Annotated in this window: 25 protein-coding genes and 1 pseudogene; 10 read left to right on the top strand and 16 right to left on the bottom strand. The window is 67.1% G+C overall.

Annotated elements, in window-relative coordinates; translation table 11 throughout:
* Positions 1–26: 26 nt before the first annotated feature.
* Positions 27–1,169: a cytochrome c oxidase subunit II gene (gene coxB / locus IEW58_RS08360; RefSeq protein WP_229658515.1), complete on the bottom strand. Its 1,143-nt coding sequence runs from the start codon at positions 1,167–1,169 to the stop codon at positions 27–29.
* A 189-nt stretch (positions 1,170–1,358) separates the two neighbouring features.
* On the opposite strand from coxB, the gene pyrE reads away from it, so the two are divergent.
* The 7 genes from pyrE to ruvX are packed head-to-tail and all read left to right on the top strand — an operon-like array spanning position 1,359 to position 6,703.
* The gene (gene pyrE, locus IEW58_RS08365) at positions 1,359–1,937 is read left to right on the top strand and encodes an orotate phosphoribosyltransferase (protein WP_188644696.1); all 579 of its coding nucleotides are present in this window, start codon (positions 1,359–1,361) and stop codon (positions 1,935–1,937) included.
* Positions 1,934–2,662, top strand: coding sequence for a pyridoxine 5'-phosphate synthase (locus tag IEW58_RS08370; RefSeq protein WP_188645735.1), 729 nt, complete (start codon positions 1,934–1,936; stop codon positions 2,660–2,662). The genes pyrE and IEW58_RS08370 overlap by 4 nt, the downstream gene beginning before the upstream one ends.
* Positions 2,663–2,672: 10 nt before the next feature.
* On the top strand, positions 2,673–3,074 hold the full coding sequence (gene acpS, locus IEW58_RS08375) for a holo-ACP synthase (protein WP_188644697.1): 402 nt from the start codon (positions 2,673–2,675) through the stop codon (positions 3,072–3,074).
* Complete coding sequence (gene lepB / locus IEW58_RS08380) at positions 3,032–3,952, top strand: signal peptidase I (protein WP_188644698.1); 921 nt, start codon at positions 3,032–3,034, stop codon at positions 3,950–3,952. Before acpS ends, lepB begins: the two co-directional genes overlap by 43 nt.
* Positions 3,949–5,031: an AI-2E family transporter gene (locus IEW58_RS08385; RefSeq protein ID WP_188644699.1), complete on the top strand. Its 1,083-nt coding sequence runs from the start codon at positions 3,949–3,951 to the stop codon at positions 5,029–5,031. The genes lepB and IEW58_RS08385 overlap by 4 nt, the downstream gene beginning before the upstream one ends.
* Positions 5,031–6,236 carry a DUF3089 domain-containing protein gene (locus IEW58_RS08390; RefSeq protein WP_188644700.1) on the top strand — a complete coding sequence of 402 codons (1,206 nt, stop codon included), beginning with the start codon at positions 5,031–5,033 and terminating at the stop codon, positions 6,234–6,236. Before IEW58_RS08385 ends, IEW58_RS08390 begins: the two co-directional genes overlap by 1 nt.
* Positions 6,218–6,703 (top strand): Holliday junction resolvase RuvX, encoded by a 486-nt coding sequence (ruvX, locus tag IEW58_RS08395; RefSeq protein ID WP_188644701.1) that lies wholly within the window; start codon positions 6,218–6,220, stop codon positions 6,701–6,703. Before IEW58_RS08390 ends, ruvX begins: the two co-directional genes overlap by 19 nt.
* On the opposite strand, the gene ribB is transcribed toward ruvX, so the two are convergent.
* The 7 genes from ribB to IEW58_RS08430 form a co-directional block, all read right to left on the bottom strand.
* On the bottom strand, positions 6,700–7,995 hold the full coding sequence (gene ribB, locus IEW58_RS08400) for a 3,4-dihydroxy-2-butanone-4-phosphate synthase (RefSeq protein WP_188644702.1): 1,296 nt from the start codon (positions 7,993–7,995) through the stop codon (positions 6,700–6,702). The two genes, ruvX and ribB, sit on opposite strands and share 4 nt — an antisense overlap.
* A 52-nt stretch (positions 7,996–8,047) precedes the next feature.
* On the bottom strand, positions 8,048–8,743 hold the full coding sequence (locus IEW58_RS08405) for an NAD(P)H-binding protein (RefSeq protein ID WP_188644703.1): 696 nt from the start codon (positions 8,741–8,743) through the stop codon (positions 8,048–8,050).
* Positions 8,736–9,896, bottom strand: coding sequence for a deoxyguanosinetriphosphate triphosphohydrolase (locus IEW58_RS08410; RefSeq protein ID WP_188644704.1), 1,161 nt, complete (start codon positions 9,894–9,896; stop codon positions 8,736–8,738). Before IEW58_RS08410 ends, IEW58_RS08405 begins: the two co-directional genes overlap by 8 nt.
* Before the next feature lie 134 nt (positions 9,897–10,030).
* A complete protein-coding gene (locus IEW58_RS08415; RefSeq protein WP_188644705.1) occupies positions 10,031–10,729 on the bottom strand; it encodes an aspartate/glutamate racemase family protein in 699 nt (232 codons plus the stop codon).
* Between the two features lie 72 nt (positions 10,730–10,801).
* Positions 10,802–11,758, bottom strand: coding sequence for an alpha/beta fold hydrolase (locus IEW58_RS08420; RefSeq protein ID WP_188644706.1), 957 nt, complete (start codon positions 11,756–11,758; stop codon positions 10,802–10,804).
* Positions 11,755–12,762 (bottom strand): SO2930 family diheme c-type cytochrome, encoded by a 1,008-nt coding sequence (locus IEW58_RS08425; protein WP_308419269.1) that lies wholly within the window; start codon positions 12,760–12,762, stop codon positions 11,755–11,757. The genes IEW58_RS08420 and IEW58_RS08425 overlap by 4 nt, the downstream gene beginning before the upstream one ends.
* Positions 12,759–13,964, bottom strand: a complete 1,206-nt coding sequence (locus IEW58_RS08430) for a parallel beta-helix domain-containing protein (RefSeq protein ID WP_188645736.1) — start codon at positions 13,962–13,964, stop codon at positions 12,759–12,761. Before IEW58_RS08430 ends, IEW58_RS08425 begins: the two co-directional genes overlap by 4 nt.
* A gap of 114 nt (positions 13,965–14,078) precedes the next feature.
* On the opposite strand from IEW58_RS08430, the gene IEW58_RS08435 reads away from it, so the two are divergent.
* Positions 14,079–14,435, top strand: coding sequence for a hypothetical protein (locus IEW58_RS08435; RefSeq protein WP_188644707.1), 357 nt, complete (start codon positions 14,079–14,081; stop codon positions 14,433–14,435).
* 6 nt (positions 14,436–14,441) lie between these two features.
* Here IEW58_RS08435 and IEW58_RS08440 read toward each other — a convergent pair whose 3' ends face one another.
* From IEW58_RS08440 to IEW58_RS08465, 6 genes are read right to left on the bottom strand one after another with little or no spacing between them, the layout of a single operon-like run.
* Positions 14,442–14,759, bottom strand: a complete 318-nt coding sequence (locus IEW58_RS08440) for a hypothetical protein (protein ID WP_188644708.1) — start codon at positions 14,757–14,759, stop codon at positions 14,442–14,444.
* Positions 14,759–16,249, bottom strand: a complete 1,491-nt coding sequence (locus tag IEW58_RS08445; protein WP_188645738.1) for an NAD(P)(+) transhydrogenase (Re/Si-specific) subunit beta — start codon at positions 16,247–16,249, stop codon at positions 14,759–14,761. The genes IEW58_RS08440 and IEW58_RS08445 overlap by 1 nt, the downstream gene beginning before the upstream one ends.
* 26 nt (positions 16,250–16,275) lie before the next feature.
* The gene (locus IEW58_RS08450) at positions 16,276–16,584 is read right to left on the bottom strand and encodes a proton-translocating transhydrogenase family protein (protein ID WP_188644709.1); all 309 of its coding nucleotides are present in this window, start codon (positions 16,582–16,584) and stop codon (positions 16,276–16,278) included.
* Positions 16,584–16,925 (bottom strand): PH domain-containing protein, encoded by a 342-nt coding sequence (locus IEW58_RS08455; protein WP_188644710.1) that lies wholly within the window; start codon positions 16,923–16,925, stop codon positions 16,584–16,586. The genes IEW58_RS08450 and IEW58_RS08455 overlap by 1 nt, the downstream gene beginning before the upstream one ends.
* Positions 16,922–18,055 carry an NAD(P) transhydrogenase subunit alpha gene (locus IEW58_RS08460; protein ID WP_229658516.1) on the bottom strand — a complete coding sequence of 378 codons (1,134 nt, stop codon included), beginning with the start codon at positions 18,053–18,055 and terminating at the stop codon, positions 16,922–16,924. Before IEW58_RS08460 ends, IEW58_RS08455 begins: the two co-directional genes overlap by 4 nt.
* Positions 18,056–18,066: 11 nt before the next feature.
* On the bottom strand, positions 18,067–18,192 hold the full coding sequence (locus tag IEW58_RS08465; protein WP_188644712.1) for an aa3-type cytochrome c oxidase subunit IV: 126 nt from the start codon (positions 18,190–18,192) through the stop codon (positions 18,067–18,069).
* 153 nt (positions 18,193–18,345) lie between these two features.
* On the opposite strand from IEW58_RS08465, the gene IEW58_RS08470 reads away from it, so the two are divergent.
* Positions 18,346–19,764 (top strand): sigma-54-dependent transcriptional regulator, encoded by a 1,419-nt coding sequence (locus IEW58_RS08470; RefSeq protein WP_188644713.1) that lies wholly within the window; start codon positions 18,346–18,348, stop codon positions 19,762–19,764.
* A 47-nt stretch (positions 19,765–19,811) separates the two neighbouring features.
* Positions 19,812–20,575: pseudogene (locus IEW58_RS08475) on the top strand (SDR family NAD(P)-dependent oxidoreductase).
* Here the strand turns inward: IEW58_RS08475 and folP are convergent.
* Both folP and IEW58_RS08485 read right to left on the bottom strand, forming a co-directional pair.
* The gene (gene folP / locus IEW58_RS08480; protein WP_188644714.1) at positions 20,572–21,684 is read right to left on the bottom strand and encodes a dihydropteroate synthase; all 1,113 of its coding nucleotides are present in this window, start codon (positions 21,682–21,684) and stop codon (positions 20,572–20,574) included. The pseudogene IEW58_RS08475 and the gene folP sit on opposite strands and share 4 nt — an antisense overlap.
* 31 nt (positions 21,685–21,715) lie before the next feature.
* Entirely contained in the window at positions 21,716–22,852 is a 1,137-nt protein-coding gene (locus tag IEW58_RS08485) for a site-specific DNA-methyltransferase (RefSeq protein WP_188645739.1), read from the bottom strand.
* Positions 22,853–23,043: the final 191 nt, after the last annotated feature.

The following is a 23,043-nucleotide window of genomic DNA, read 5'->3' on the forward strand; positions in this document are numbered from 1 at the left end:
CTGTCTTTCGGAACTTCGAATGCGGTTCAGGCGGCGGGCTTGGCAGCGGGGGCAGTCGCAGGTGCGGAGGCGGGCTGGCTGGCCTTTGCGTCGGCGGGGGCGCCGACAGGCTGCTGGGCCGAGCTTTCGGGCTGCTGGATCGGCGCGGCAGCCGGAGCAGCGGCCGCTTCCGGCTTACCAACGGTGCCGCCCTGCGAGCGGACCCACGCATCGAACTGCGCCCGCGGGACCGCTTCGACCGCGATAGGCATGTAGGCGTGCTTGGCACCGCACAGTTCGGAGCACTGCCCGTAGTAGATGCCCGGCTCCTCGATGAAGAGCCGACGCTCGTTGAGGCGACCCGGAACGGCGTCGAGCTTGAACCACAGGCTCGGCACGGCAAACGAGTGGATCACGTCCGCGGCCGTTGTCTGCAAGCGAATCCATTCGCCCACCGGCACGACCATGCGGTTGTCGACGCCCAGGTGGCTTGGCTCGCCGCGCTTGGCAGCCTCTTCCTCGGGCAGCATGTTCGAGATCACCTCGAACCCGCCGTTATCGGGATAGGTATAACCCCAATACCACTGGTAGCCGGTCACCTTGACCGTCACCGCATCCTTGGGCGCGGATTCGTACTGGGCGGAAATCAGGCTGATCGAGGGCAGCGCGATCGCCACCAGGATGAGGACCGGGATCAGCGTCCAGGCCACTTCGATCGCGGTGTTGTGCGTGGTGCGGGAAGGCACCGGATTGCGGCCCTTGCGGAAGCGCACCATCACGAAAATGAGCAGTGCGAGAACGAACAGGCTGATCGCGACCATGACGATGACGAGGCCGAAGTGCAGCTTGAACGCCTGGCGTCCGGTCGGAGAGTACTGCGACTGGACGTCGAGCGCGCCCGGCGTCGGCTGCCCCTTGATCCATTCCGGCCCCAGCGGCTTGTAGGCGCCTGCTCCCGGAGCGACCTTTTCGCTCGAAGCATCCACCTTGTCGTCCACCGCGCCGGAGGCGCCCACGCCTACCTCATCGGCGCCCGGAGCCACGCCTTCGGCCGGAACCGGGTTGCTGGCAATCGGCGCAGGCGCGACAGGCGCGCGTTCCTGCGCCATTGCCGCCTGCGGGGCGAGCGCCAGCAGGAGCGCGGCCCAGACGGGTGCAAGGAAACGGGCGGTCGATTTGCCGAGGATCATCGGTGCGAAGCTTTCCGTCTTATATACTTTTTTTGCGGCTCGATTTCCTGCCCCTCAAGACGAGCCGGAAACACCCCTCGGACAGGGGTTTGCGCGGGCCTATACGCGCGCTTGCCCCGCGCCTCAAGCGCTTCTAGGGAGATTTTTGCCGCCATTTCCCCACCCACTTTCAAGCGCAGCGACCCTCCGATGACCGACGAAGAAGTGCTGCACGAATTCCGTGATGCCGGAGCCTTGCTCGAAGGGCACTTCCTGCTCTCCAGCGGACGTCACAGCACGCATTATCTCCAGTGCGCCCGCGTGCTGATGAATCCCGAACGGGCCGACCGGCTCGCCCGCGCGCTTGCGCAGAAACTGCCGCTTGAACTGCGCGCGCAGATCGATGCGGTTGTCAGCCCGGCGATGGGCGGCCTCATCATCGGTCACGAAATGGGCCGTGCCCTCAACAAGGACGCGATGTTCCTCGAGCGGCCGACTGGCACGTTCGAGCTGCGCCGCGGTTTCCGCCTGCCAGAAGGCGCGCGCGTGCTGATGGTGGAGGACGTGGTGACGACCGGCCTCTCCAGCCGCGAGGCGATTGCCGCGGTCGCGCGCGAGGGAGGAGAGGTCATCGCAGAAGCGGCGCTGGTCGATCGCTCGAACGGGACCGTCGATCTGGGCGTGCCGTTCTACCCGCTGATCGACATCAACTTCCCCACTTATGACGAGAACGAGCTTCCTGCCGCCCTCGCAGCGACTCCCGTGACGAAGCCGGGGAGCCGCTCCTGACCGGACGCCTGCGCCTCGGGGTGAACATCGACCACGTCGCCACTATCCGCAACGCGCGCGGTGGCGACCATCCCGATCCCGTGCGCGCGGCCGGGATCGTGGCGGCGTGCGGCGGCGACGGCATCACGGCGCACTTGCGCGAAGACCGCCGCCACATCCGCGACGAGGACCTCGCCCGGATCCAGGCGGCGACCGACCTGCCGCTGAACCTTGAAATGGCGGCAACCGATGAGATGCTGGCCATCGCCCTGAGGCACAAGCCGCACGCCGCCTGCATCGTGCCCGAGAAGCGCGAGGAGGTGACGACCGAGGGCGGGCTGGACGCGGCGGGCCAGCACAACCGCCTGCAACCGGTGGTTTCGCGCCTCATCGACGCCGGCATTCGCGTCAGCCTGTTCATCGAGGCGAGCGAGCGCCAGCTCGAGGCGGCGCTGCGCCTGGGCGCGCCCGTGATCGAATTCCACACCGGCGAATATGCCCATGCGACCGGGGAGAAGGTGGCCGTTGAGCTCAAGCGCATCGCGGACATGGCAGCCCTCGCCGCAAAGAACGGCATCGAGCCGCACGCGGGCCATGGCCTCACCTACGAGAACGTCCAGCCGATCGCAGCGATCCCCCAGCTGGCCGAGCTCAACATCGGGCACTACCTTATCGGGGAGGCGGTGTTCGTCGGCCTGGAGAAAGCGGTGCGGCGGATGCGCGAGCTGATGGACGACGCGCGGTGAGGCTGTCCCAGTGATCATCGGCCTTGGCTCCGACCTCACCAACATGGACCGGATCGCCAACTCCCTCGAACGATGGGGAGAGAAGTTCGAGGCGCGGTGCTTTACGGATGTCGAGCGCGCCAAGGCTGCCGGGCGCCCCTACACCAGGGTGGGCACGTTCGCCAAAAGGTGGGCGGCCAAGGAAGCATTTGCCAAGGCTGTCGGCACGGGTTTCAAACGCGGCGTGTTTCACAAGGACATCGGGGTGGTGAATGCGCCCTCCGGCGCCCCCACCCTCGCACTGACGGGCGGCGCGGCCTTGCGGCTTGCCGAAATGATGCCGGAAGGCCATGAGGCGCGCATTCACCTGACCCTAACCGACGATCATCCATGGGCGCAGGCCTTCGTCGTAATCGAGGCCCTCCCCACTTGAAAGCTGTCAGCGAAACCCATCCCGTGAGCGAACCTGAAAAGAAGCGCGAGAAGATAAACTGGATCGCGGAAGTGCGCGGCCTGGCGCTGATGCTTCTCGCGGTGCTGGCGTTCCACAGCCTCGTTGCCAAGCCGTTCTACATCCCGTCCACGTCGATGGTGCCAAACCTGATGGTCGGCGACCGCCTCGTGGTGTCGAAGTATCCCTACGGCTGGAGCTGGGTTTCGGCATCCTTCCACCTGCTGCCACGCAGCGACACGCGCATCTGGCCCGCCACGCCGCAGTACGGCGACATCGTCATCGCCGTGCCGCCCGACCGGGACGAGGATTATATCAAGCGGGTGATCGGCCTGCCGGGTGACCGGATCGCGGTCGTCAACGGGCAGGTCATCCTCAACGGCAAGCCGGTGCCGCAGAAAGTCGAGCCCGACATCCGTATCCCCGTCGATGCCCAGCTATGCGAAGGTCGTCCATGCCTTGGCTACTGGGACAACTACCGCGTCCGCGCAGCCGACGGGAAGGACTACTATGAAGTCCCGGCCCTGCGCGAAACCCTGCCAAACGGTGCGACGTATCTCGTCATCGACCACGAAAACCAGATGCTCGACAATTATCCCGAGACGCTGGTGCCGGCGGGCCACGTCTTCCTGATGGGCGACAACCGCGATCATTCGGCCGACAGCCGGGCGGAGACCTGGGAACGCGGGCTCGGCGGGCCCGTGCCGCTCGCCAACGTCGGCGGTAGAGCGGAGTTCATCACGTTCTCGCTCGACGGAACCACCACCTGGAACCCCGCCACCTGGTGGAGCTCGCTGCGCGGCAAGCGTGCGTGGACGACGCTGCGACCGCCGCTGGTCAAGGGCGCCGCGAGCAAGTGAGCGTCACCGAACCGCAGGATGATAACGAGCCGGTCGGCACCAGCCCGACACGGATCGAGAATCCCGAGCTTCAGCGGGAGGCCAACCGCGCGCTCGTGTGGGCGCTGGTGATCGGGCTCCTCGTGCTGGCGGTATATCTCGCCCAATCGCTGCTGGTGGTATTCGGCGCGCTGGTGTTTGCGGCAATGCTCGATGGCGGCGCGCGGCTGCTCGGGCGCGTCCTGCCGATCGGCCGCGCCTGGCGCGTCATGATCCTGCTCGTCTGCGCGATCGGATTCCTGGTCTGGCTGGTGAACTTCGCCGGGTCGCAGATCGCCGCCCAGGCTGCCGAATTCCCCGCCATCATCAGCGAACAGGTCGGACGCGGCGTGGCCTATCTCCGTTCCAAGGGTTTTGCGATCGACGAGGGGAACCTGCAGGACCTGTTCAGCCAGCTTTTCACCGGCGTCGGCTCCCTCGGGCGTGCCATCGGCGGCGTGTTCGGCGGCCTTGCAACAGTGATTCTGTTGCTGACGATCGGCATCTATCTCGCAGTCGACCCGCGCCCTTACGAACGCGGGCTATCCTGGATGATTGCCGAGCGGCACCGCGACCATGTGGCCGACACGCTCGATCACATGGCTTTCAATCTGCGCCGCCTGCTGTTCGGCCGACTGGTCGGCATGGTCGCCGAGGGGTTTTTCACATGGGGCCTGCTGTCACTCATCGGCGTGCCGATGGCCGCATTGCTGGGCCTCATCACCGGCGTGCTGGCCTTCATTCCCAACATCGGAGCGCTCACCGCGGGCATCCTCATGACGCTCGTCGGCTTCTCGGGCGGGGTCGAGATGGGACTGTGGACGATCGCTAGCTATTTCCTGATCCAGAGCTTCGATGGCTACGTGCTGGTGCCCATGATTGCCAAGAAGACGGTCGATCTCGCCCCGGCGCTGGTGCTTGCATTCCAGCTCATCATGGGCGTGCTCTTCGGGGTGCTCGGCCTGACCTTCGCGGATCCGATGCTGGCGATGATCAAGGTGGCGCTGGAGCGGCGGGCCCACCGGCTGGCGAATGGCTCGGAAGTGCCGGCCGCAGGCTGATGGCGCGTAAGTTCCTTTACCTCGTCGCGTTCGTCGTCTTCCTGTTCATTGCAGGGGCGATCGCCCTGAGCATCTGGTCGAAAGAAGCGACCGAGCTCGCCTTCGTGCCGCGCGGGGAATTCGTGTCGCAGCCCGCGCTCGACAGCAACGCGTATGCCGATCCGGCCATGTGGTATTCGCGCCCCGGCATGGGCGCGGCCGATCCTGCCCGCTACGTGCCGCAGGTCTCCGATGGCGCCGCCTCGCCGGACAATCCCGCGGCGGAGCGGGCGCTGGGCGCGCCTGTACCCTCCCCGACAGCCGAAGGTCCGGCAGGCGCCCATCACTACGCGGTCTTCTTCGTCCACCCGACGAGCTACATTCGGCCTGCCATCGGGTCCGACGCGCCGTGGAATGCACCGCTCGGCAACAAGGAAGCCGAGGCGCGCGCGCGGCTGTTCCTGCGCGGAATGGCGAGCCCTTTCGGCCAAGCCGACGAGGTCTGGGCGCCGAAGTACCGGCAGGCGGTGATCGGCGCCTTCCTGACCGACAAGCCCGAGGCGCAGAAGGCGCTCGACCTCGCCTATCGCGACGTTGCGCAGGCGTTCGATTTCTTCGTCGGCACGATCGGGAAGGACGAGCCGATCGTGCTCGCCGGGCACAGCCAGGGCGCCTTGCAGATCATGCGACTGCTGCGCGAAAAGGTGCTCGGCACCCCGCTCGAGAAGCGCATTGCCATGGTCTATCCGATCGGGTGGCCTGTTTCGGTAGAGCACGACCTGCCCGCGCTTGGTCTGCCTGCGTGCGCCACGCCGGACCAGGCTGGCTGCATCGCCACCTGGTCCACTTTCGCCGAGCCGGCCGATCCCAGCCAGATGCTCGAACGGTTCACCGCGACCCCCGGCTTCGACGGCAAGCCGCGCGGAAACAGCTCGATCCTGTGCGTCAACCCTGTCACCGGCACGGTGAACGGCACAGCCACCGCGGACGAAAACCTCGGCACGCTCAAGCCGAACAGCGACTTTTCCGCCGGGGAGTTGATTGAAGGCGCGGTTGCGGCGCGGTGCGATCCCGCGACAGGCCTGCTACTGATCGGCGAAGGGCCCGACCTCGGCCCCGGGGTGCTGCCCGGCAACAACTACCACGTCTATGACATCCCCCTGTTCTGGGCGAACCTGAAGGCGGACGTGGCGCAGCGGATGGCGACATGGACGGCGCGGCGCTGATCACCGATCGGGCGGCCGAATTTTCCGCCGCCCTGCCCGATGGCGGCGTGCTGCTGGCGCTGGACCTCGGGACGAAGACGATCGGCACCGCGCTGTGCGACGCCGGCTGGCGTTTCGCTACTGCCGACAAGACCCTTCCGCGCGGCAAGTTCGGCCGCGACCGGGAAGCGCTGGCCTCGCTTGTCGCGGCGCGTTCGGTGCGCGGGGTGGTCATCGGCCTGCCGCGCAACATGGACGGCAGCGAGGGCCCGCGCGCGCAGGCGAGCCGCGCCTACGCGCGCAACCTGTCCGCCGCGCTGGGACTGCCGGTGCTGCTGTGGGACGAACGCTGGTCGACTGTCAGCGCCGAACGCGCGCTGATCGAGCAGGACCTGAGCAGGGCCAAGCGCAAGGAGCGGATCGATGCGCACGCCGCCGCGGTCATCCTCCAGGCGGCCATCGACACGCTCGCGGGAGCGGCGTTCTAGCCGGCCGGATCGTCCAGCGGTTGCTGGCCGACGATGCTCAGACCGTAGCCTTCGAGCGCCACCAGCGAATGCTCGGTATTGGTCAGCAGGACCATGTCGTGCACACCGAGCGCACCGAGGATCTGCGCCCCGCCGCCATAATCGCGCTGCTCCGTCACCTGGGCGTCCGTCGGCGGAGGCTCGCTGCCGCGCGCAATCGTGCGGCTGACATAATCGCGCGACACGCGGTTGATCAGCACGATCACGCCCGCGCCTTCCCTGGCGATGATCTCCATCGCCCGCTCGATCATTCCGCCGCGGGGACCGGTTTCGCCGAAGATGTCGTCGAACAGCGACAGCGAATGCATCCGCACGAGGGTCGGCTTTTCCGGATCGATCGCGCCCTTGACGAGCGCAAGCGTCTCCTCGCCGGTCGCCCGGTTATAGAACGCAACCGCCTGCCATTCGCCGCCCCAGCGGCTGGTGAAGCGTCGCTCGCCGCGGCGCTCGATCAGGTGGTCGTGCTTGCGGCGATAGGCGATGAGATCGCGGATGGTGCCGATCTTGAGGTCGTGCAGGCGGGCGAAACGGACGAGATCGTCCATCCGCGCCATCGTGCCGTCCTCGTTCATGATCTCGCAGATCACGCCCGAGGGATTGAGGCCGGCGAGCCGCGAGATGTCGACTGCCGCTTCAGTGTGCCCAGCCCGCACCAGCACGCCGCCGTCCCGCGCCACCAGCGGGAACACGTGACCCGGCGTGACGATATCGTCGCGCCCCTTGGTTCCGTCGATGGCCACCGACACGGTCCGCGCCCGGTCGCCCGCAGAGATGCCGGTGCTCACGCCTTCGCGCGCCTCGATCGAGGTGGTGAAGGCGGTTTCGTGACGGCTGCGATTGTCGCGACTCATCAGCTTGAGGTCGAGCTGCTCGATCCGTGACCTGGTCATCGCCAGGCAGATCAGGCCGCGGCCGTGAGTGGCCATGAAATTGATCGCATTGGGCGTGGCCATTTGCGCCGGAATGATAAGATCGCCCTCGTTCTCGCGGTCCTCGTCGTCGACCAGCACGAACATGCGCCCGTTGCGCGCCTCGTCGATGATCTCCTCGGCCGAGACGATGACCGGCCGCTCGTCGTTGGCCGAAAGAAAGGATTCCAGCTTGCCCAGCGTATCGGCTGTCGGGTTCCACTTCGGCTCAAGGCAATCGCGCAGGCTGTTTGCGTGAAGGCCTGCTGCGCGGGCGAGCGCCGTGCGGCTCATGCGGTCGTCGGCGACAAGGGTGCGGACCCGCTCGATGATGGACTGGCTCATGCGACTCGCTCTATCACATCAAAATGTGATTGTCACACCGCAGTGTGATTTGTCAGGCGCCCTCGGGCATCGGCAGGGTTGCAGCGGCGCGCAGCATGGCGTCGTTGTCGTGCACGAAGCGCCCCGCCGCACGGCGCATCGTCAGGGCGAGAGCCGCCTTCGCGACGAGTTCGGCCCGGATCGAGCGATATGCGCGCCAGCGGCCCTGCATCGCCAGGTCGGCCAAGGGACTGAGCGCGCTGCCGAGCCGCTCCAGCGGGCGCAAGTCGCCGATCCGCTGCCCCTTGAGAAGCCCCGGACGCAGGATGTCGAGCCGCTTGAACTTCATCCGGCCCAGCTCGCGCTCTACCTCGCCCTTCGTCCGCAGGTAGCGATTCTTGCTCATCTCGTCGGCCCCGGTCGAGCTGACCGCGACCATCCGCTCGATTCCCGCCGCCTTCGCCGCACGCGCGGTAGCCAGTACCAGGTCGTAATCGACCGCGCGGAAGGCATCCTCGTCGCGTCCGGACTTGCGCCAGGTCGTGCCCACCGCGCAGATCAGCGCCTGCGGCCGGACCGCTTCGAACACTTCCCCCCACTTCGACGGATCGGCGACGAACATCTCCATCCGCGCGCCCTGCGGCAGCGGCGATTCCCTGCGGGCGACTGCCACGAGCCGCATGTCCTCGCGCCTCACAGCCAGCTTCATCACCTCGCTACCGATGAGGCCGGTCGCGCCGACCAGCGCAATGCGCAGCGGATCAGACATTGCGCAGCCCTTCTGGCGCGCGTCCGAAGATCCGCACGCACTGGTCGATGGCGTAGCGGTCGGTCATGCCGGCGATGAAATCGGCCAGGTGCCTGCTGCGCTGTGGCTCCACTGTCGGCAGGCCCGCGCGCCAATCATCGGGCAGAAGCGACGGATCCTGATCGTAGGCCGCGAACAGCCGCGAGACGACCTCGCGCGCGTATTCCGCAGCGGCGATCTGCTCCGCGTGAAAATAGAGCTTGTCGTACATGAACCGCTTCAGGCCGCGTTCGGCGGACGACATCGCAGGCGAGAACGCCGCCAACTGACCGGGATGCGCGCGCACCTCCGACACGCTGCCGACGCCCGCGAGGTTTGTGCGGGTAGTCTCCAGCAGGTCGTTGACCATCGCACCGATCTGGCTGCGAACCAGTTCGCGAAGGCGCTGCTCGGTCTTCGCGCTGGGAAAGCGCCGTTCTACCTCGCGATAGCGGTCCGCCAGCAAGGGCAGTTCCATCAGGTCGTCGAGGCTGAGGAAACCCGCGCGCAACCCGTCGTCGATGTCGTGGTTGTCGTAGGCGATGTCGTCCGCCAGAGCGGCAACTTGCGCCTCGAGGCTGGGCCACGCGCCGAGGTCGAGCGGAAACGCGCGATCGAGTTCGGACAGCGCCCAGTTAGGCGCGCTCACCGGGCCGTTGTGCTTGGCGAGCCCTTCGAGCACGTCCCACGACAGGTTGAGCCCCTGGTGATCGCAGTAAGGGTTCTCGAGCCGCATCAGCACGCGCAGGGTGTGCGCGTTGTGATCGAACCCGCCGCGCTGCGCCATCGCCGCCTCGAGCGCAGCCTCGCCTGCGTGGCCGAACGGCGGGTGGCCTATGTCGTGGGCAAGGCACAGTGCCTCGGTCAGGTCTTCGTCAAGCCCCAGCGCCCGGGCGATGACGCGGCCGATCTGGGATACTTCCAGGCTGTGCGTCAGGCGGGTGCGATAGTGATCCCCGTCGGGCGCGATGAAGACCTGGGTCTTCGACCGCAGGCGGCGAAATGCGATCGAGTGGACCACGCGGTCGCGGTCGCGCTGGAACTCGCTGCGGGGCCCGCGCGCGCCCGCCCTGTCCTCGGCGAACTCGCGTCCGCGACCGGCGGGGGGTGTGGCGGCGTATGGGGCAAGCGTCATCGGCCACGGTCGATAGGGGCCGCGCGGGGTGCGGACAACGGGAACACAGGGAGAACCAGCAAGGTCCCCACCGGCCATGGAAGATTTCGTGGTCCGGGAGAACTGCGAGCTGTTCGCCGCCCTTGCTCCGCGCGCTACGATGCCTCAGCGAGGATCCAGTCAACCGCCGCTGCGGAGTGGATGCGGGTGGAATCGAAGACCGGCAGCACGTTCGCGTCCACGTCCACGATCATCGCCAGCTCGGTGCAGGCAAGCACGATGGCCTCGGCGCCGTCCTGTTCCTTGCGGGTGATCCACGTTTTCAGCGTGCGCTCCGCCTCGCGAGTGACCTTGCCGCGCATCAGTTCACCGTAGATTATGCCGTCGATCTCGCTGACCATGTCCATGTCCGGGGGCAGGAGGTCGACATCGTGCTGGACGAGCCGCCGGCGATAGAAGCTTTCGGTCATGACGTTGCCGGTCCCGATCAACGCGGCGTTGGTGGCGTTCGCCGCCTGCATCGCCCGGCCGACGCAGTCGGCGATATGGAGCATCGGCACCCCCGCCGCCTGGGCCACCTTGTCGTAAACCTTGTGCATCGAATTGGCACAAATGATCAGGCCTTCCGCGCCCGCGCCCACCAGGCGCTCGGCCGACTTCGCGAGCACCCCGGCAGCGCGGTCCCAGTCTTCGTCGTTCGCCAGGCCCCATAGCTCCGCAAAATCGAGGCTTTCGATCAGCAGCGGCGCGCTCGTCATCGGAGAAGTGCGGCGGCGGACCCCGCGGTTGATCTGTTCGTAATAGTCGCGGGTGGAGACCCAGCTCATTCCCCCGATCAGGCCCAACTTGCGCAAACTCTGCTCTCCCCCGACGCGACCCCGAGCTGCCATAGGCGAGACGCCGACGACGAGTAAAGCTGCCCCGCTTCAGTCCGCCGCAGGCTCCAGGCGCGCCAGCCAGTCGATCAGCAAACGGGCGCTCGCATCGGGTGCTTCTTCCATCGGAATGTGGCCGATGCCTGGCAGCACTTCGAAGCGGGACGAGGGAATGTGCTGCGCAAGCCAGCGCCCGGACGCGACCGGAATCAGCCCGTCCTCCTGTCCCCAGATTATCAACGTCGGCACCTTGAGGCGGTCCAGCGCCGCCGGTGAGAAGGCTTCTTGCGCAGTGGCAAAGCGGGCAGCGGTCGCCTGACGGTTGCCGGGATAGCGCAGGAGCTCCCAGTAGCGGTCGACTGCCGCGTCGGTCACGACCGACTGGTTCGAAACCGTCTGGCGCAGGCTCCGCTCGATCAGCGAGCGCGGGGTGATCTGCCCCATCAACCAGGAAAATCCCGGCGTCCGCGCCAGGGTGAAACCGATGTTGCCTTTCACCTCGCGCAGTCGCGGCGCACCGGCCGCATCGACCAGCACCAGCCCGGCCACCCGCCCGGGATGCGCCAGGGCGTACTCCAGAGCGATCCCGCCGCCCATGGAGTTGCCGGCGAGCACGAACCGCCGCAGATTGAGGGTGTTCGCCACTCGTTCCACATCGTCGGCAAATGCGCGGCGGGAATAGTCTCCGTCTGGCGCGGGACCGGTCAGCCCGTGCCCGCGCTGGTCGAACCGGATGATCCGGTGGGTCGCCTTCAGGCGATCGACCCATGGTTGCCATGTGTGGAGGTCCGCGTTCGAGCCATGCAGCAGCACGATCGGCAAACCATCGCGCGGCCCCTCGTCGCGCAAGTGGATCCGCTCGCCCCCGCCGATGTCGATGAATTGCGACGGCGCAGCGCCGTATTTCGCGCGCATCGCGGCGGGATCGCTATCCGGAGTGCGCAGGAGAAGAAATGTCCCGACGAGGAGGACAGCCAGAAGGCCGAGGACTTTGGCGGTTTTCCTCACAGACCTGCGATCCACCGCTCGACGACGGCGAGCCCTTCGTGGTCCAGCGTCGCCTTGCCCAGCTCGGGCATCGCCACTCCGCCTTCGAGGCTGCCCATGCGGTGGAGGAGGATGGATTCGGACGGCTTGCCGGGCACCACGTCGAACAGCAGGCTTCCCGCGCCGCGCCCTGCCGCAACCGGACGCTTCATGATTCCGAGCGCGTGCGGATCGTCCTGCTCCCACCGAAGGTCGAGGCCGGAGTTGGATGCCGACGCGCCCGGCTGATGGCAGTGCGCGCAGTTCGCCTCGAGATAGCCGCGTGCGGCCGCTTCGGAGCCGGCCTTCGCCCGGTCCTCCCACAGCGGGACCGGATGAGCGACCGCAGGTGCGGCGTCCAGCATCCCGGCGGCTGCGAACCGGTCGAGCCAATCGCGTGACAGGTTACGCGCCTTGGGCCCGATCGGGATCACCGCCCCGTTGAGGCCGTGGCATTCCTTGCACTGGTTCTTGTTCGGCACGCGGTACTCGATCGCCTCCCCGGCCGGAGAGACGACCGGAACCCTCGCCCCCGCCAGCGCGAGCTTCGCGTCGGTCTGCTCGGCATTCCACAAATAGGGCAGTGCGACCCACCCATCGGTGCGGTGGAGCAGCACGCGAGTCTCGATCAGCCGGCGCTTGCCGTGGTCCTGAAAGGCGAAAGTCTTGATCAGCGCCGCGCCGACGGGAAGTTGGAGCAGGTTCTCGCCTTCGGCCTTCGCCTGCGAACCGTCTGGAATATAGACGAAGCGCAGCTTCTCCGCGCCGTCGGACCACAAGGGGGTGTTGAGCCTGTACGGGGTGACACGGGCGGCGGGGATTTGCGCGGGGCCGTCAGCGAAGAAGCCGAATGCGGACAGGTTCGCAGGCAGTTCGTTCCCCGTCACCACCGCATTGTCGGGGACGGCCGGCGCCGAGGCGCTGGCCTGCGCCACCGCGCCTGCCGCCGACAGCAGGGCAAGCGCCAGGATGGCCCGCCGGATCACGGGACCAGCCGCGCCTCCAGTTCAGCCGGCGCGCCAACGCCGGTCAGCGACGCGCCCGCGACCGGGGCCGGCGCCTCGAGCGGGCCGGGCTTCACCGCCGCGTCGAGACCTCCGCCCTGCGTGGGCAGATTGAGCGACCAGCCCTTGATCGACGGATCGACCCGCAGCGCGACGGTGCCTGCCTGCGAAAGGCCGTCCCACAGCACCGGGGGGAGCGCGCCGCCGAACGCGGCAAGGAGCTGCTCCTTGCCCTCGAACTGCGGGTCGGTCCCGCCGGCATCGACCTGGTTCACCCCGATCGTGACATTGCGGGGATAGGGGTTGTAGCTCTTGTCATCGAACTTGAGCGGATAGGCCACGACCATGACCGGCGCCGTCGGGTTGTCGAGGATAGTGTTGCCTTCCACCAGCACGCCATCGTTCGCCATCACCATCACGCCCGTGCCGCGCCGCACTCCCGCGACGATGTTCCCTTTAGGCGCGAAATTGGGCGTGGTGTTGTGAACCACCAGGTTGCTGCGCACGATCGTATTGCCGCCGCCCATCACGGGCAGGCTGGGCAGGTCGAACACCAGGATCCCGCCTGTGTTGCCGGTGACGTAGTTCGCCTCGACCAGCGCATCACGGCTGTTCTCGATCTCGATTCCCGCGACGTTGTGGCGCGCGACCGAGTTGCGAACGGTGATCGCCTTCGACTGGCCAACGTATATGCCGGCGTCCGATGCGCCCGAGACCTCGCACTCGGCGATCAGCACGCCGTCGCTCTCTACCGGATAGAGCCCGTAGGCGCCGTTGGTTTCCTTCGGGCCGCCCGTCCAGGTAACGCGCACGCGCTGGTAGACGATGGCGTCGGCGCCTTTCGACTTGATCCCGTCGCCGTGCGGATTCTCGATCGCAAAATCGCGCAACGTCACCTTGTCGGACGTGACCAGTAGCCCCTCGCCCGCGTCCTTCTGGCCGGTGAAATCGAGCACGGTCGCATTCATGCCGGCCCCTCGCACGGTGACGCCATCGACGTCGAGGCTGAGCCCGTCGTCGAGCACGAACCTCCCGGCCCCAAGCACCACCTCGTCCCCGGGCTGGGCGACGATCAGGGCTTCCTGCAGCCGCTGCTGCCCGCCCTCGCCCGGGGCAACGGTGTGAGTCGCAGCCATGGCGGGAGCACCCGCGGCGGTGAGCGCGAGGAGCGCGAGACGGGACATTTTCATGGCGTCAAGCTGCTACTGACAGACATGTTAGTCAACGCTCAAAGGAAGCTTGCGCAATGGCTTGATGAAGCGCACCATCATCCTGTTCCTACGGGAAGGGAGCATCACATGGTTGCAAGAATCCTGCTCGGCGCGGCACTCCTGTCGCTCGCCGCGCCCGCTTATGCCGAAAGCTGGGACTTCGTCCTGGTCAACAAGACCGGCAAGTCGATCAAGACGATCGAAACGTCCGCCGCGGGTCAAGCGGCGTGGACGGCCGAACAGCTCGACGAGGACGTGGAAAACGGGCCCGTCAGGCCGGGCGTCAGCCACACCGTCCACTTCGACAAGACCGGCTGCGCGCTCGACGTGCGGCTGACCTTCAGTGACGGCAGCCAGGGCGTGTTCACGAACTTCAACGTTTGCGACTACGCGTTCGGCGAATTCGCCTTCAAGGGCGAACAGCCGGTCGTGAAGGGAAGCTAACCCGCCTCAGCCAAGCCCGGCGGCGCACAGGCCGGCCGAACTTGCGGTGACGGCGATGACCTCGGAGTCGCCCACGCGGCGCACCCGTTCGATGTATTCGCCGATGGTCACCGGCTTCTCCCGCGCGCCCGGACGCGCCTTGAGCGCTTCGAGCTTGCGGAGCTGGGCGATGGTCAGACGGTCGACCATGCGGCCGGCCATGCAATCCGCGTTGCCCTGCGATAGCCCGGCCTCTACCAGGGCGGAGCGGACGCGGCTTTCCGCGATCGTCTCCACGCAGCCGCCAAGCAGCGCGAGTGGGAGGAGAGCGACCGCCGGCCGCATCAGTCGAGCGCCTTGACGATATCCTCGACCATCTTCTTCGCATCCGCGAGGAGCATCATCGTCTGGTCGAGATAGAACACATCATTATCGACGCCGGCATACCCGACGCCGCCCATCGACCGCTTGATAAAGAACACCTGCTTCGCATTGCCCACGTCGAAGACCGGCATCCCGTAGATCGGTGAGGACTTGTCGGTCTTGGCCGCCGGGTTCACCACGTCGTTCGCGCCGATGACGAACGCGACGTCCGCCTGGGAGAATTCGGAATTGATGTCCTCCAGTTCGAAGACCTCGTCGTAAGGCACGTTCGCTTCGGCCAGCAGCACGTTCATGTGCCCCGGCATCCGGCCGGCGACCGGGTGAATGGCATACTTCACCTCGACGCCCTTGGCCTTGAGCTTGTCGCCCATCTCGCGCAGCGCGTGCTGGGCCTGGGCAACCGCCATTCCGTAGCCGGGCACGATGATGACCTTTTCGGCCTGCTCCAGCATGTAGGCGGCGTCTTCCGCGCTGCCGGACTTGTAGGGGCGCTGTTCGCGCGCCTCACCCCCGGCGATGGCCTCGTCCGCCCCGAATCCGCCCGCGATCACCGAGATGAAGCTGCGGTTCATCGCCCGGCACATGATATAGCTGAGGATCGCGCCGGAAGAGCCGACCAGCGCGCCGGTGATGATCATCGCCGTGTTGTGCAGCGTGAAACCCATCGCGGCCGCCGCCCAGCCCGAGTAGCTGTTCAGCATCGACACGACGACCGGCATGTCGGCCCCGCCGATCGGGATGATCAGCAGGAACCCGATCGCGAAACTGAGCGCGACGATGATCCAGAACAGCCCGTTCTCGCCCGGCCCCGCGTCGGCGGAGATCGCGAACAGCGCGGTCAGGACGACAATCGCCGCCAGGGTGCCGAGGTTGAGCAGGTGGCGTCCCGGCAGCAGGATGGGCTTGCCGCTCATGTTGCCGTTGAGCTTCGCGAAGGCGATGACCGAACCCGAGAAAGTGATCGCGCCGATCGCCGCGCCCAGGGCCATTTCGATCCGGCTGACGGTGAGGATATTGCCGTCCATCCCGAGGATGCCGAACGCCTCCGGGTTCATGAACGCGGCGACCGCCACCAGCACCGCGGCAAGGCCGACGAGGCTGTGGAACGCCGCGACGAGCTGCGGCATCGCGGTCATGGCGATGCGGCGTGCGATGAACCAGCCGACCGCCCCGCCAAGGGCAATTGCCCCGAGGATCTCGGCCGCCGTAAGCCCATCAATGATGAGGTGCGTGATCCCCGGAACCGGGCTTTCCGTCCGCACCGGAAAGTGCGTCGCCAGCGTCGTCCCCACCGCGATCAGCATGCCCGCCATGCCGAAACGGTTGCCGCGCTGGCTGGTCGCGGGCGAGGAAAGGCCGCGCAGGGCGAGGATGAACAGCACCCCCGCCGCCAGGTAGGCCAGCGCGACCCACGGGTTCACCGCGTGGGCAGCATCGGCGACGATCGACATGTCGCCTGGCTCGACCGGCTGGAGGGTCACGCCTTTTTCTCCGCGGCCGCGGCCGGCTTGTCCTTCTTCTTGTACATGGCGAGCATCCGCGCGGTCACCGCGAAGCCGCCGAAGATATTCACGCTGGCGAGCGCGACGGCAGTCAGGCCCAGCCACTTCGAGCTCGGGCTGCCCGCCGCGGCCGAAGCGATCAGCGCCCCGACGATGATGACCGACGAGATCGCGTTGGTCACCGCCATCAGCGGCGTGTGCAGCGCGGGCGTGACCGACCAGACGACGTAGTAGCCCACGAAACAGGCAAGAACGAAGACCGACAGGATCGAGATGAAGTCCACTACTGTGCCCCTTCGTAGCGCGGCATCGCCGACACGATGGCGCGCATGACCGACGAAAGGTCATCGCCGGACAGCATGATCTCGCCCATCGTGCGGCCGGGAACGGCGAGCTGGATGCCGCCTACCTTGCCCTTTTTCACGGTCGTCGACATGGTCGTGATGGCGCCCAGCGGGACCGATTCCGATCGCTCGCCAAGGATCGAACCGACCTTCACCCTCACGATCCGCCGATCGGTCACGGCGATATATTCGTCATCCTCGACCTGGTGGTGGAGGATGGTTTCCCCCGTCACAATGTGCCGTTGGGCCGCCTGCTGCAGCGCATCGACCGGGAAGCTCACGACTTGAGCCTCTCGCTGACGACCTGGCCGCCCCTGGTCAGGCGCACCGCGTCGCCGATTTCCGCGTCGAGCACCGGCTTGCCCTGCTCCTTGTCCCAGAACGCGGACAGGAAGTTGTACAGGTTGCGCGCATAGAGCGCCGAGGCGTCAGCCGGGAGCGTGGCGGGCGTGTTGGCGTAGCCCATGATCTTCACGCCGTGCTTCTCCACCACCTGGTCGGCCCGCGAGCCTTCGACGTTGCCGCCCGTCCCGTCGCCCTGGGCCACCGCGAGGTCGAAGATCACGCTGCCGGGCTTCATCGTCGCGATCTGCGCGCCCGTGATCAGCCGGGGTGCTGCCCGTCCGGGAATGAGCGCGGTGGTGATGACGATGTCCTGTTTGGCGATATGCCCGGAGACCAGCTCGGCCTGGGCCTTCTGGTACTCGGGGCTCATCTCCGTGGCGTAGCCACCCGCGCCCTCACCCTCGATACCGGCGACCTTCTCCACGAACACCGGCTTCGCGCCGAGCGACTGGATCTGCTCCTTCGTTGCCGAGCGAACGTCGGTGGCCGAGACTTGCGCGCCCAGCCGCCGGGCGGTGGCGATCGCCTGCAAGCCCGCAACGCCTACCCCCATGACGAAAACACGTGCCGCCTGCACGGTGCCGGCGGCGGTCATCATCATCGGAAAGGCCCGGCCATAAAGGTCCGCGGCGGCAATCACCGCCTTGTAGCCCGACAGGTTGGACTGGCTGGAAAGCACGTCCATGCTCTGCGCGCGGGTGATGCGCGGCATGAACTCCATCGCCAATGCCTCGAAACCCGCAGCCGCATAGGCATCGACCCGGTCGCGCCGGCCAAAGGGATCGAACACGGCCGCGACCAGCGCACCCGGGCTGGCCCCGGCCAGCGCGGCGGGCTCGGGGGGCTGGACGGCGAGCAGGATATCGGCGCCCTGCACGACCTTTTGCGCGGGTCCGACCTCGGCGCCCGCCTCCGCATAGGCGGCGTCGGTAATGCTCGCAGCGGTGCCCGCGCCGCTCTCGACCGCCACCTGGGCGCCAAGGGCGATGAACTTCTTCGCGGTCTCGGGCGTCAGCGCGACCCGGGTTTCGCCCGGAGCGGTCTCCCTGAGGACGGCGATCCGCAAGCGCGTCGTCGTCAGCTGGAAATCAGGACGAGGACGATCAGCGCAATCACCGCGACGATCGGCACGCTCCATTTCAGCAGCGTGATGAAGCTGCCGTATGTGCTCGTGTGCGCCTTCATGTCGTTGCCGGTTGCCATCGCCTGTGCTTGTCCCTGCTGGTTTGTTCGTTGGCCCGTCTCCTATCCCGACCGGCCTCCCCGCTCAAGCCCGCCGTAAGCGCGAGAGGGACTTAAGCGGACCTTTACTCCTGTCCCGTATCAGGTCGGCTGTATCGATACGGGACGAGGAACATGGTCGAAGGCGACAACCGCCTGCTGATGCTGATCGACGACGAACCGGCGCAGAGCCGGCTGATCTCGGCGCTGGCTGCGCGCGAGGGCTGGCGCACGCTGGTAGTGGGCGATTCCGAAACCGCAATCGCCACTCTCGGCACCCGCCAGGGAATGCAGCTTTCCGCGATCATCCTCGACCAGTGGGTGCCCGGAGACGACGCCTGCACGCTCATCGCCGAATTGAAGAAGCGCCGCCCGGCGCTGCCGATCCTGATGCTCACCGCGAGCGCCTCGCCCCTGCTGGCGGTCGAGGCGATGCGCGCGGGAGCGACCGACTACCTCATCAAGCCGGTGGCGCCCGACCGCCTGATGCTGGCGCTGCGCAGCGCGACCAAGCGCGAGGCGCCGCGCGACGAGCTTCAGCCGCTGACCGAGAAGCTGGGCCAGGTGCTCGATTTCGATGCCATGATCGGCAACGCACCCAACTTTCGCGCTTCGCTGGCGAAGGCGGCCAAGACCGCGCGCGGGCACGGCAATGTCCTCATCGAGGGCGAGAACGGCTCGGGCAAGGAGATGCTGGTGCGCGCGATGCATGCCGCCAGTCCCCGCGCCAGGGCGCCCTTGCGGCTGATCAATGCACGAGCGGTTCCCCCGGGCTCGATCGAATCCGTCCTGTTCGGACACGAGCAGGGCGCCTTCCCGGGCGCCTTCGAGCGCCAGATTGGCGCCCTGCAACATTGCGACGGCGGCTCTCTGGTGCTGGACGAGGTCGACCGGTTGCCGATGGACCTTCAGGAAAAGCTGGCGGAGGTCCTGAGGACAGGCGTGGTGCGTCCCGTCGGGGCGCGTCACGGCTTCCGCATCGATGTCCGCGTGCTTTCGGCGAGCAACCTGCCAGTCAGCGCCCTGGGCGCTGCGGGATACTTCCACCCCTCCCTTCACGAAGTGCTGGCGCCGGTGACCATTACGCTGCCTCCCTTGCGCGAACGCAGCGGCGACATCGCGGCGCTGGCCCGCCACTTCCTGGCCCGCATCGGCGAGCAGCCGGGCCTGCGGTCGCTGACCATCACCGACGGCGCGCTCGCGCTGCTGGCCGCGTACGACTGGCCCGGCAACGTGCGCCAGCTCCAGACGGTGCTGTTCCGCGCGGCGGTTTTCTGTGACGGCGATGCCCTGACCGCCGACAGCTTCCCGCAACTGTCCGACATGCTCGGCCAGCCCGCCGAAGCGCGCGACCCGCGCCAGGACGGGGTGGGAGTGATGCTCTACACCGACGACGGCAACCTGCGCTCGCTCGACGATATCGAAGCCGACGTCATCCGCCTCGCCATCGGCCACTACCGCGGCCGCATGACCGAGGTGGCGCGACGCCTGGGCATCGGTCGGTCCACGCTCTACCGCAAGCTGGGCGACCTGGGCATCGAGAGCGCGGCATAGGCTTTGCCGCCATCGACAGCGGGCGCGGGACTGCCTAACCTCGGCCGGTGGCAAACCTGATCGATTTCACCGGCAAGACCGTCCTGATCACGGGAGCGGCGAGCGGGATCGGGCTTGCCACCGCCCGCTTGCTCGCCACCCGCGGAGCGGAGAGCCTGGTCCTCACCGATCGGATGCCGACAGGCTCCATGAAATCCAATTGGCTTGTCCCTCGATCCGCATCGCGGGCGACGTTTCCAACGAGGCACATTGGGCCGAGGTGGAAAGTCATCTCACCCGGCTCGATCACGCAGTCCTCAACGCGGGGGTGGCAAGCGGATCCGCCATCGGACAGACCGAGTTCGCCGAATGGCGCCGCGTCCTCGCCACAAACCTCGACGGCGCTTTCCTATCGCTCCGGGCGGCGATGCGCACGATCGCCGATAATGGGAGCATGGCCCTCACGGCCTCGATTTCCGGAATAAGGGCCGAACCGGGCACCGCTGCCTACGGCGCTTCGAAGGCCGGGGTGATCCAGCTTGCGAAAGTGGCCGCGAAAGAAGGCGCACCGCGCGGCGTGCGGGTCAACGCCATCGCTCCGGGCGGGGTCGATACACCAATCTGGGACGATATGCCGTTCTTCCGCGGTTTGGTCGACGGGCACGGCGGCGACAGGGCAGCGGCCCTCGCCGACATGGCGAAAATGGCGACCCCACTTGGGCGATACGCGACTGCGGAGGAAATCGCTGGCCAGATCGCCTTCCTGCTGTCGGACGCCGCTGCAACCATCACGGGCGCCGTGCTCACCAGCGACGGCGGTTACTCGCTCTAGCCGGGCAGCATCGAAAAATCGGTTAGCGCCGCGTCGCGCAGTCCTCGCCAGACGTTACGGGCCTGCACCGTCTCGGCAACGTCGTGCACGCGGACGAGCTGGACGCCGGCGTCCATTGCTTTCAGCGCAAGCGCCAGGCTGCCGCCCAGCCGCTCGTGCGTGGCGGCTTCGTTGCTCAGCGCGCCGATCATCCGTTTGCGACTGGCCCCGACCATCAACGGCTGGCCAAGGGCATGAAACAGCGGCAGCGCGTTCATGAGTGCGAGATTTTCGCCCAGGGACTTGCCGAAACCGATGCCCGGATCGAGCACGATCCTGTCGCGCGCGATGCCGGCCGCGATCGCCGCATCGCGCCGCTCGGCGAGCCAGTCGAACACGTCGAATACGACGCAGTCATAATCGCCGTCGGCGTGAAGGTCATCGCCCTTGCCGGGCGCATGCATCAGCACCGCCGGACACCCCCGACCGGCGACGATCTCGGCGCTGCGGGGATCGTGGCGTAGCGCCGACACGTCGTTGACCATGTGCGCTCCCGCGTCGAGCGCCGCCTCCATCACCGCCCCGCGCCGGGTATCGACGGCGATGCCCGCGCCCATCTGCGCACAATATTCGACCGCCGGGACCACCCGCTTGATCTCGTCGCCCTCCCACACGGCGGGGGCGCCGGGACGCGTGCTCTCGCCGCCGATGTCGACCAGCGCCGCGCCGGCCTCGATCATCCTCGCGGCGTGCGCCGCCCCTTCTTCAGGCCGGTCGAGGAACTGGCCGCCGTCGGAGAAGCTGTCGGGCGTGACGTTGAGGATGCCCGCGACCTGTGGCTGGTCCAGCCGTACTGTGCGGTTGCCAAGCTGCATCGGTGGATGCGCCGTCCGCAGCGCCGACCACTGGTTCTCGGCATCGTCGCCAAGCCCCGCGGGAAGCTGCGCGAACGTCTCGGCCGCGGTTTCCGGCGTGAAGCGAAGCCGCTCGACCACCCGTCCGCCGCTGCGCACGATCGCGGCGAAGCGGTGGGCGTAGACCAGCCCGCCAGCCAGCCGGATGCAATCGCCTTCCTCGCTCTGCGGATTGGCGGCAAGGCCCACGGGCATGAGGTAGAGGCGCTCGGTCATTGCGCGGCCTTTGCCCCGGCGGGCCCGGGAATCAATCCTCGATGCTCAGCAGGTAGGTCTGCCGCACCGCGTCGATCGGCTTGATCGCGCCGCCATCGTCGTAGTGCCAGAACACCCAGCCGTTGCAGCTCGGCGCGCCCTGCAGTTCCTTGCCGAGGCCGTGGATCGATCCGCTTGCCTCGCCGCACAGCAGCGACCCATCGGTGCGCACGGTAGCGATCCAGCGCCGCTTCTTGTCGAACACCTGCGTGCCGGGCGGCAGCAGGCCGGATTCGACCACCGCGCCGAAGGCCACCTTGGGCGCATTTCGCGGGCTGGCCATCGTGGCGATGGCGCTCTCGTCGAGCGGCAGTTCCTTCGCGATGCGCTTCGTCGCGACCTCCCGGTATGCGGGCTCGCGCTCGCAGCCGATCCACTCGCGGCCCAGGCGCTTGGCGACCGCACCGGTGGTGCCGGTGCCGAAAAAGGGATCAAGCACCACGTCGCCCTTCTCGGTCGTTGCCAGCAGGACGCGGTACAGCAGCGCCTCGGGCTTCTGCGTGGGGTGCGCCTTGTGGCCGTCCTCCTTCAGGCGCTCGTTGCCACCGCAGATCGGGATCACCCAGTCGCTGCGCATCTGCAGCTCGTCGTTGAGCGTCTTCATCGCGCGGTAGTTGAAGTGGTAGCGCGCCTTTTCCCCGGTGCTCGCCCACAGCAGCGTTTCGTGCGCGTTGGTGAAGCGGGTGCCCTTGAAGTTGGGCATCGGGTTGGTCTTGCGCCACACCACGTCGTTGAGAATCCAGAAGCCCAGGTCCTGAAGAATCGCTCCGACCCGGTAGATGTTGTGGTAGCTGCCGATGACCCAGAGCGCGCCATCGGGTTTCAGCACGCGCTTCGCCTCGGTCAGCCATTCGCGGGTGAACTTGTCGTAAGCCGCGAAGCTGTCGAACCGGTCCCACGCGTCCGTCACCGCATCGACATGGCTGCCGTCGGGCCGGTTGAGATCGCCGCCCAATTGCAGGTTGTAGGGTGGATCGGCGAAGACGAGATCGACGCTCGCCGTCGGCAGGCGCCTCATCGCCTCCACGCAATCGCCCGCCAGGATGCGGCCGAGCGGCAGATCAAGCGGCGCCTCGAACGCGGCTTTCGCGGAGCGCGCACGCACCCTCGTGGTCTCGATGACCCCCATTCCCGTCATTCCCCCGTTGTACTTATCCACAGGGTGAGTCCAAGCGGACTCGGCGTCAAGCCGGCAATCTGGGCGCGGTATGGTTAACATCGAATCAATTCACACGGAACAGAAGGTGTCCGGCACAAGATATTGAGTCTGCACGGAATCCTGCCAGACGATATCGTGGGGGTGTGGCATGGAAGACTCGC

It is taken from the genome of Tsuneonella deserti, assembly GCF_014644315.1.
Lineage (GTDB): Bacteria > Pseudomonadota > Alphaproteobacteria > Sphingomonadales > Sphingomonadaceae > Tsuneonella > Tsuneonella deserti.

What these genes read in the sequence shown, in the direction of transcription:
- IEW58_RS08445 (WP_188645738.1), bottom strand. Translation starts at nt 16,249, where the DNA reads ATGTCGATCGTCGCCGATGCTGCCCACGCGGTGAACCCGTGGGTCGCG.
- ruvX (WP_188644701.1), top strand. Translation starts at nt 6,218, where the DNA reads ATGGACGGCGCGGCGCTGATCACCGATCGGGCGGCCGAATTTTCCGCC.
- IEW58_RS08405 (WP_188644703.1), bottom strand. Translation starts at nt 8,743, where the DNA reads ATGTCTGATCCGCTGCGCATTGCGCTGGTCGGCGCGACCGGCCTCATC.
- pyrE (WP_188644696.1), top strand. Translation starts at nt 1,359, where the DNA reads ATGACCGACGAAGAAGTGCTGCACGAATTCCGTGATGCCGGAGCCTTG.
- IEW58_RS08440 (WP_188644708.1), bottom strand. Translation starts at nt 14,759, where the DNA reads ATGCGGCCGGCGGTCGCTCTCCTCCCACTCGCGCTGCTTGGCGGCTGC.
- coxB (WP_229658515.1), bottom strand. Translation starts at nt 1,169, where the DNA reads ATGATCCTCGGCAAATCGACCGCCCGTTTCCTTGCACCCGTCTGGGCC.
- IEW58_RS08390 (WP_188644700.1), top strand. Translation starts at nt 5,031, where the DNA reads ATGGCGCGTAAGTTCCTTTACCTCGTCGCGTTCGTCGTCTTCCTGTTC.
- IEW58_RS08485 (WP_188645739.1), bottom strand. Translation starts at nt 22,852, where the DNA reads ATGGGGGTCATCGAGACCACGAGGGTGCGTGCGCGCTCCGCGAAAGCC.
- IEW58_RS08465 (WP_188644712.1), bottom strand. Translation starts at nt 18,192, where the DNA reads ATGGCAACCGGCAACGACATGAAGGCGCACACGAGCACATACGGCAGC.
- IEW58_RS08470 (WP_188644713.1), top strand. Translation starts at nt 18,346, where the DNA reads ATGGTCGAAGGCGACAACCGCCTGCTGATGCTGATCGACGACGAACCG.
- IEW58_RS08410 (WP_188644704.1), bottom strand. Translation starts at nt 9,896, where the DNA reads ATGACGCTTGCCCCATACGCCGCCACACCCCCCGCCGGTCGCGGACGC.
- IEW58_RS08430 (WP_188645736.1), bottom strand. Translation starts at nt 13,964, where the DNA reads ATGTCCCGTCTCGCGCTCCTCGCGCTCACCGCCGCGGGTGCTCCCGCC.
- folP (WP_188644714.1), bottom strand. Translation starts at nt 21,684, where the DNA reads ATGACCGAGCGCCTCTACCTCATGCCCGTGGGCCTTGCCGCCAATCCG.
- IEW58_RS08435 (WP_188644707.1), top strand. Translation starts at nt 14,079, where the DNA reads ATGGTTGCAAGAATCCTGCTCGGCGCGGCACTCCTGTCGCTCGCCGCG.
- lepB (WP_188644698.1), top strand. Translation starts at nt 3,032, where the DNA reads ATGGGCGCAGGCCTTCGTCGTAATCGAGGCCCTCCCCACTTGAAAGCT.
- ribB (WP_188644702.1), bottom strand. Translation starts at nt 7,995, where the DNA reads ATGAGCCAGTCCATCATCGAGCGGGTCCGCACCCTTGTCGCCGACGAC.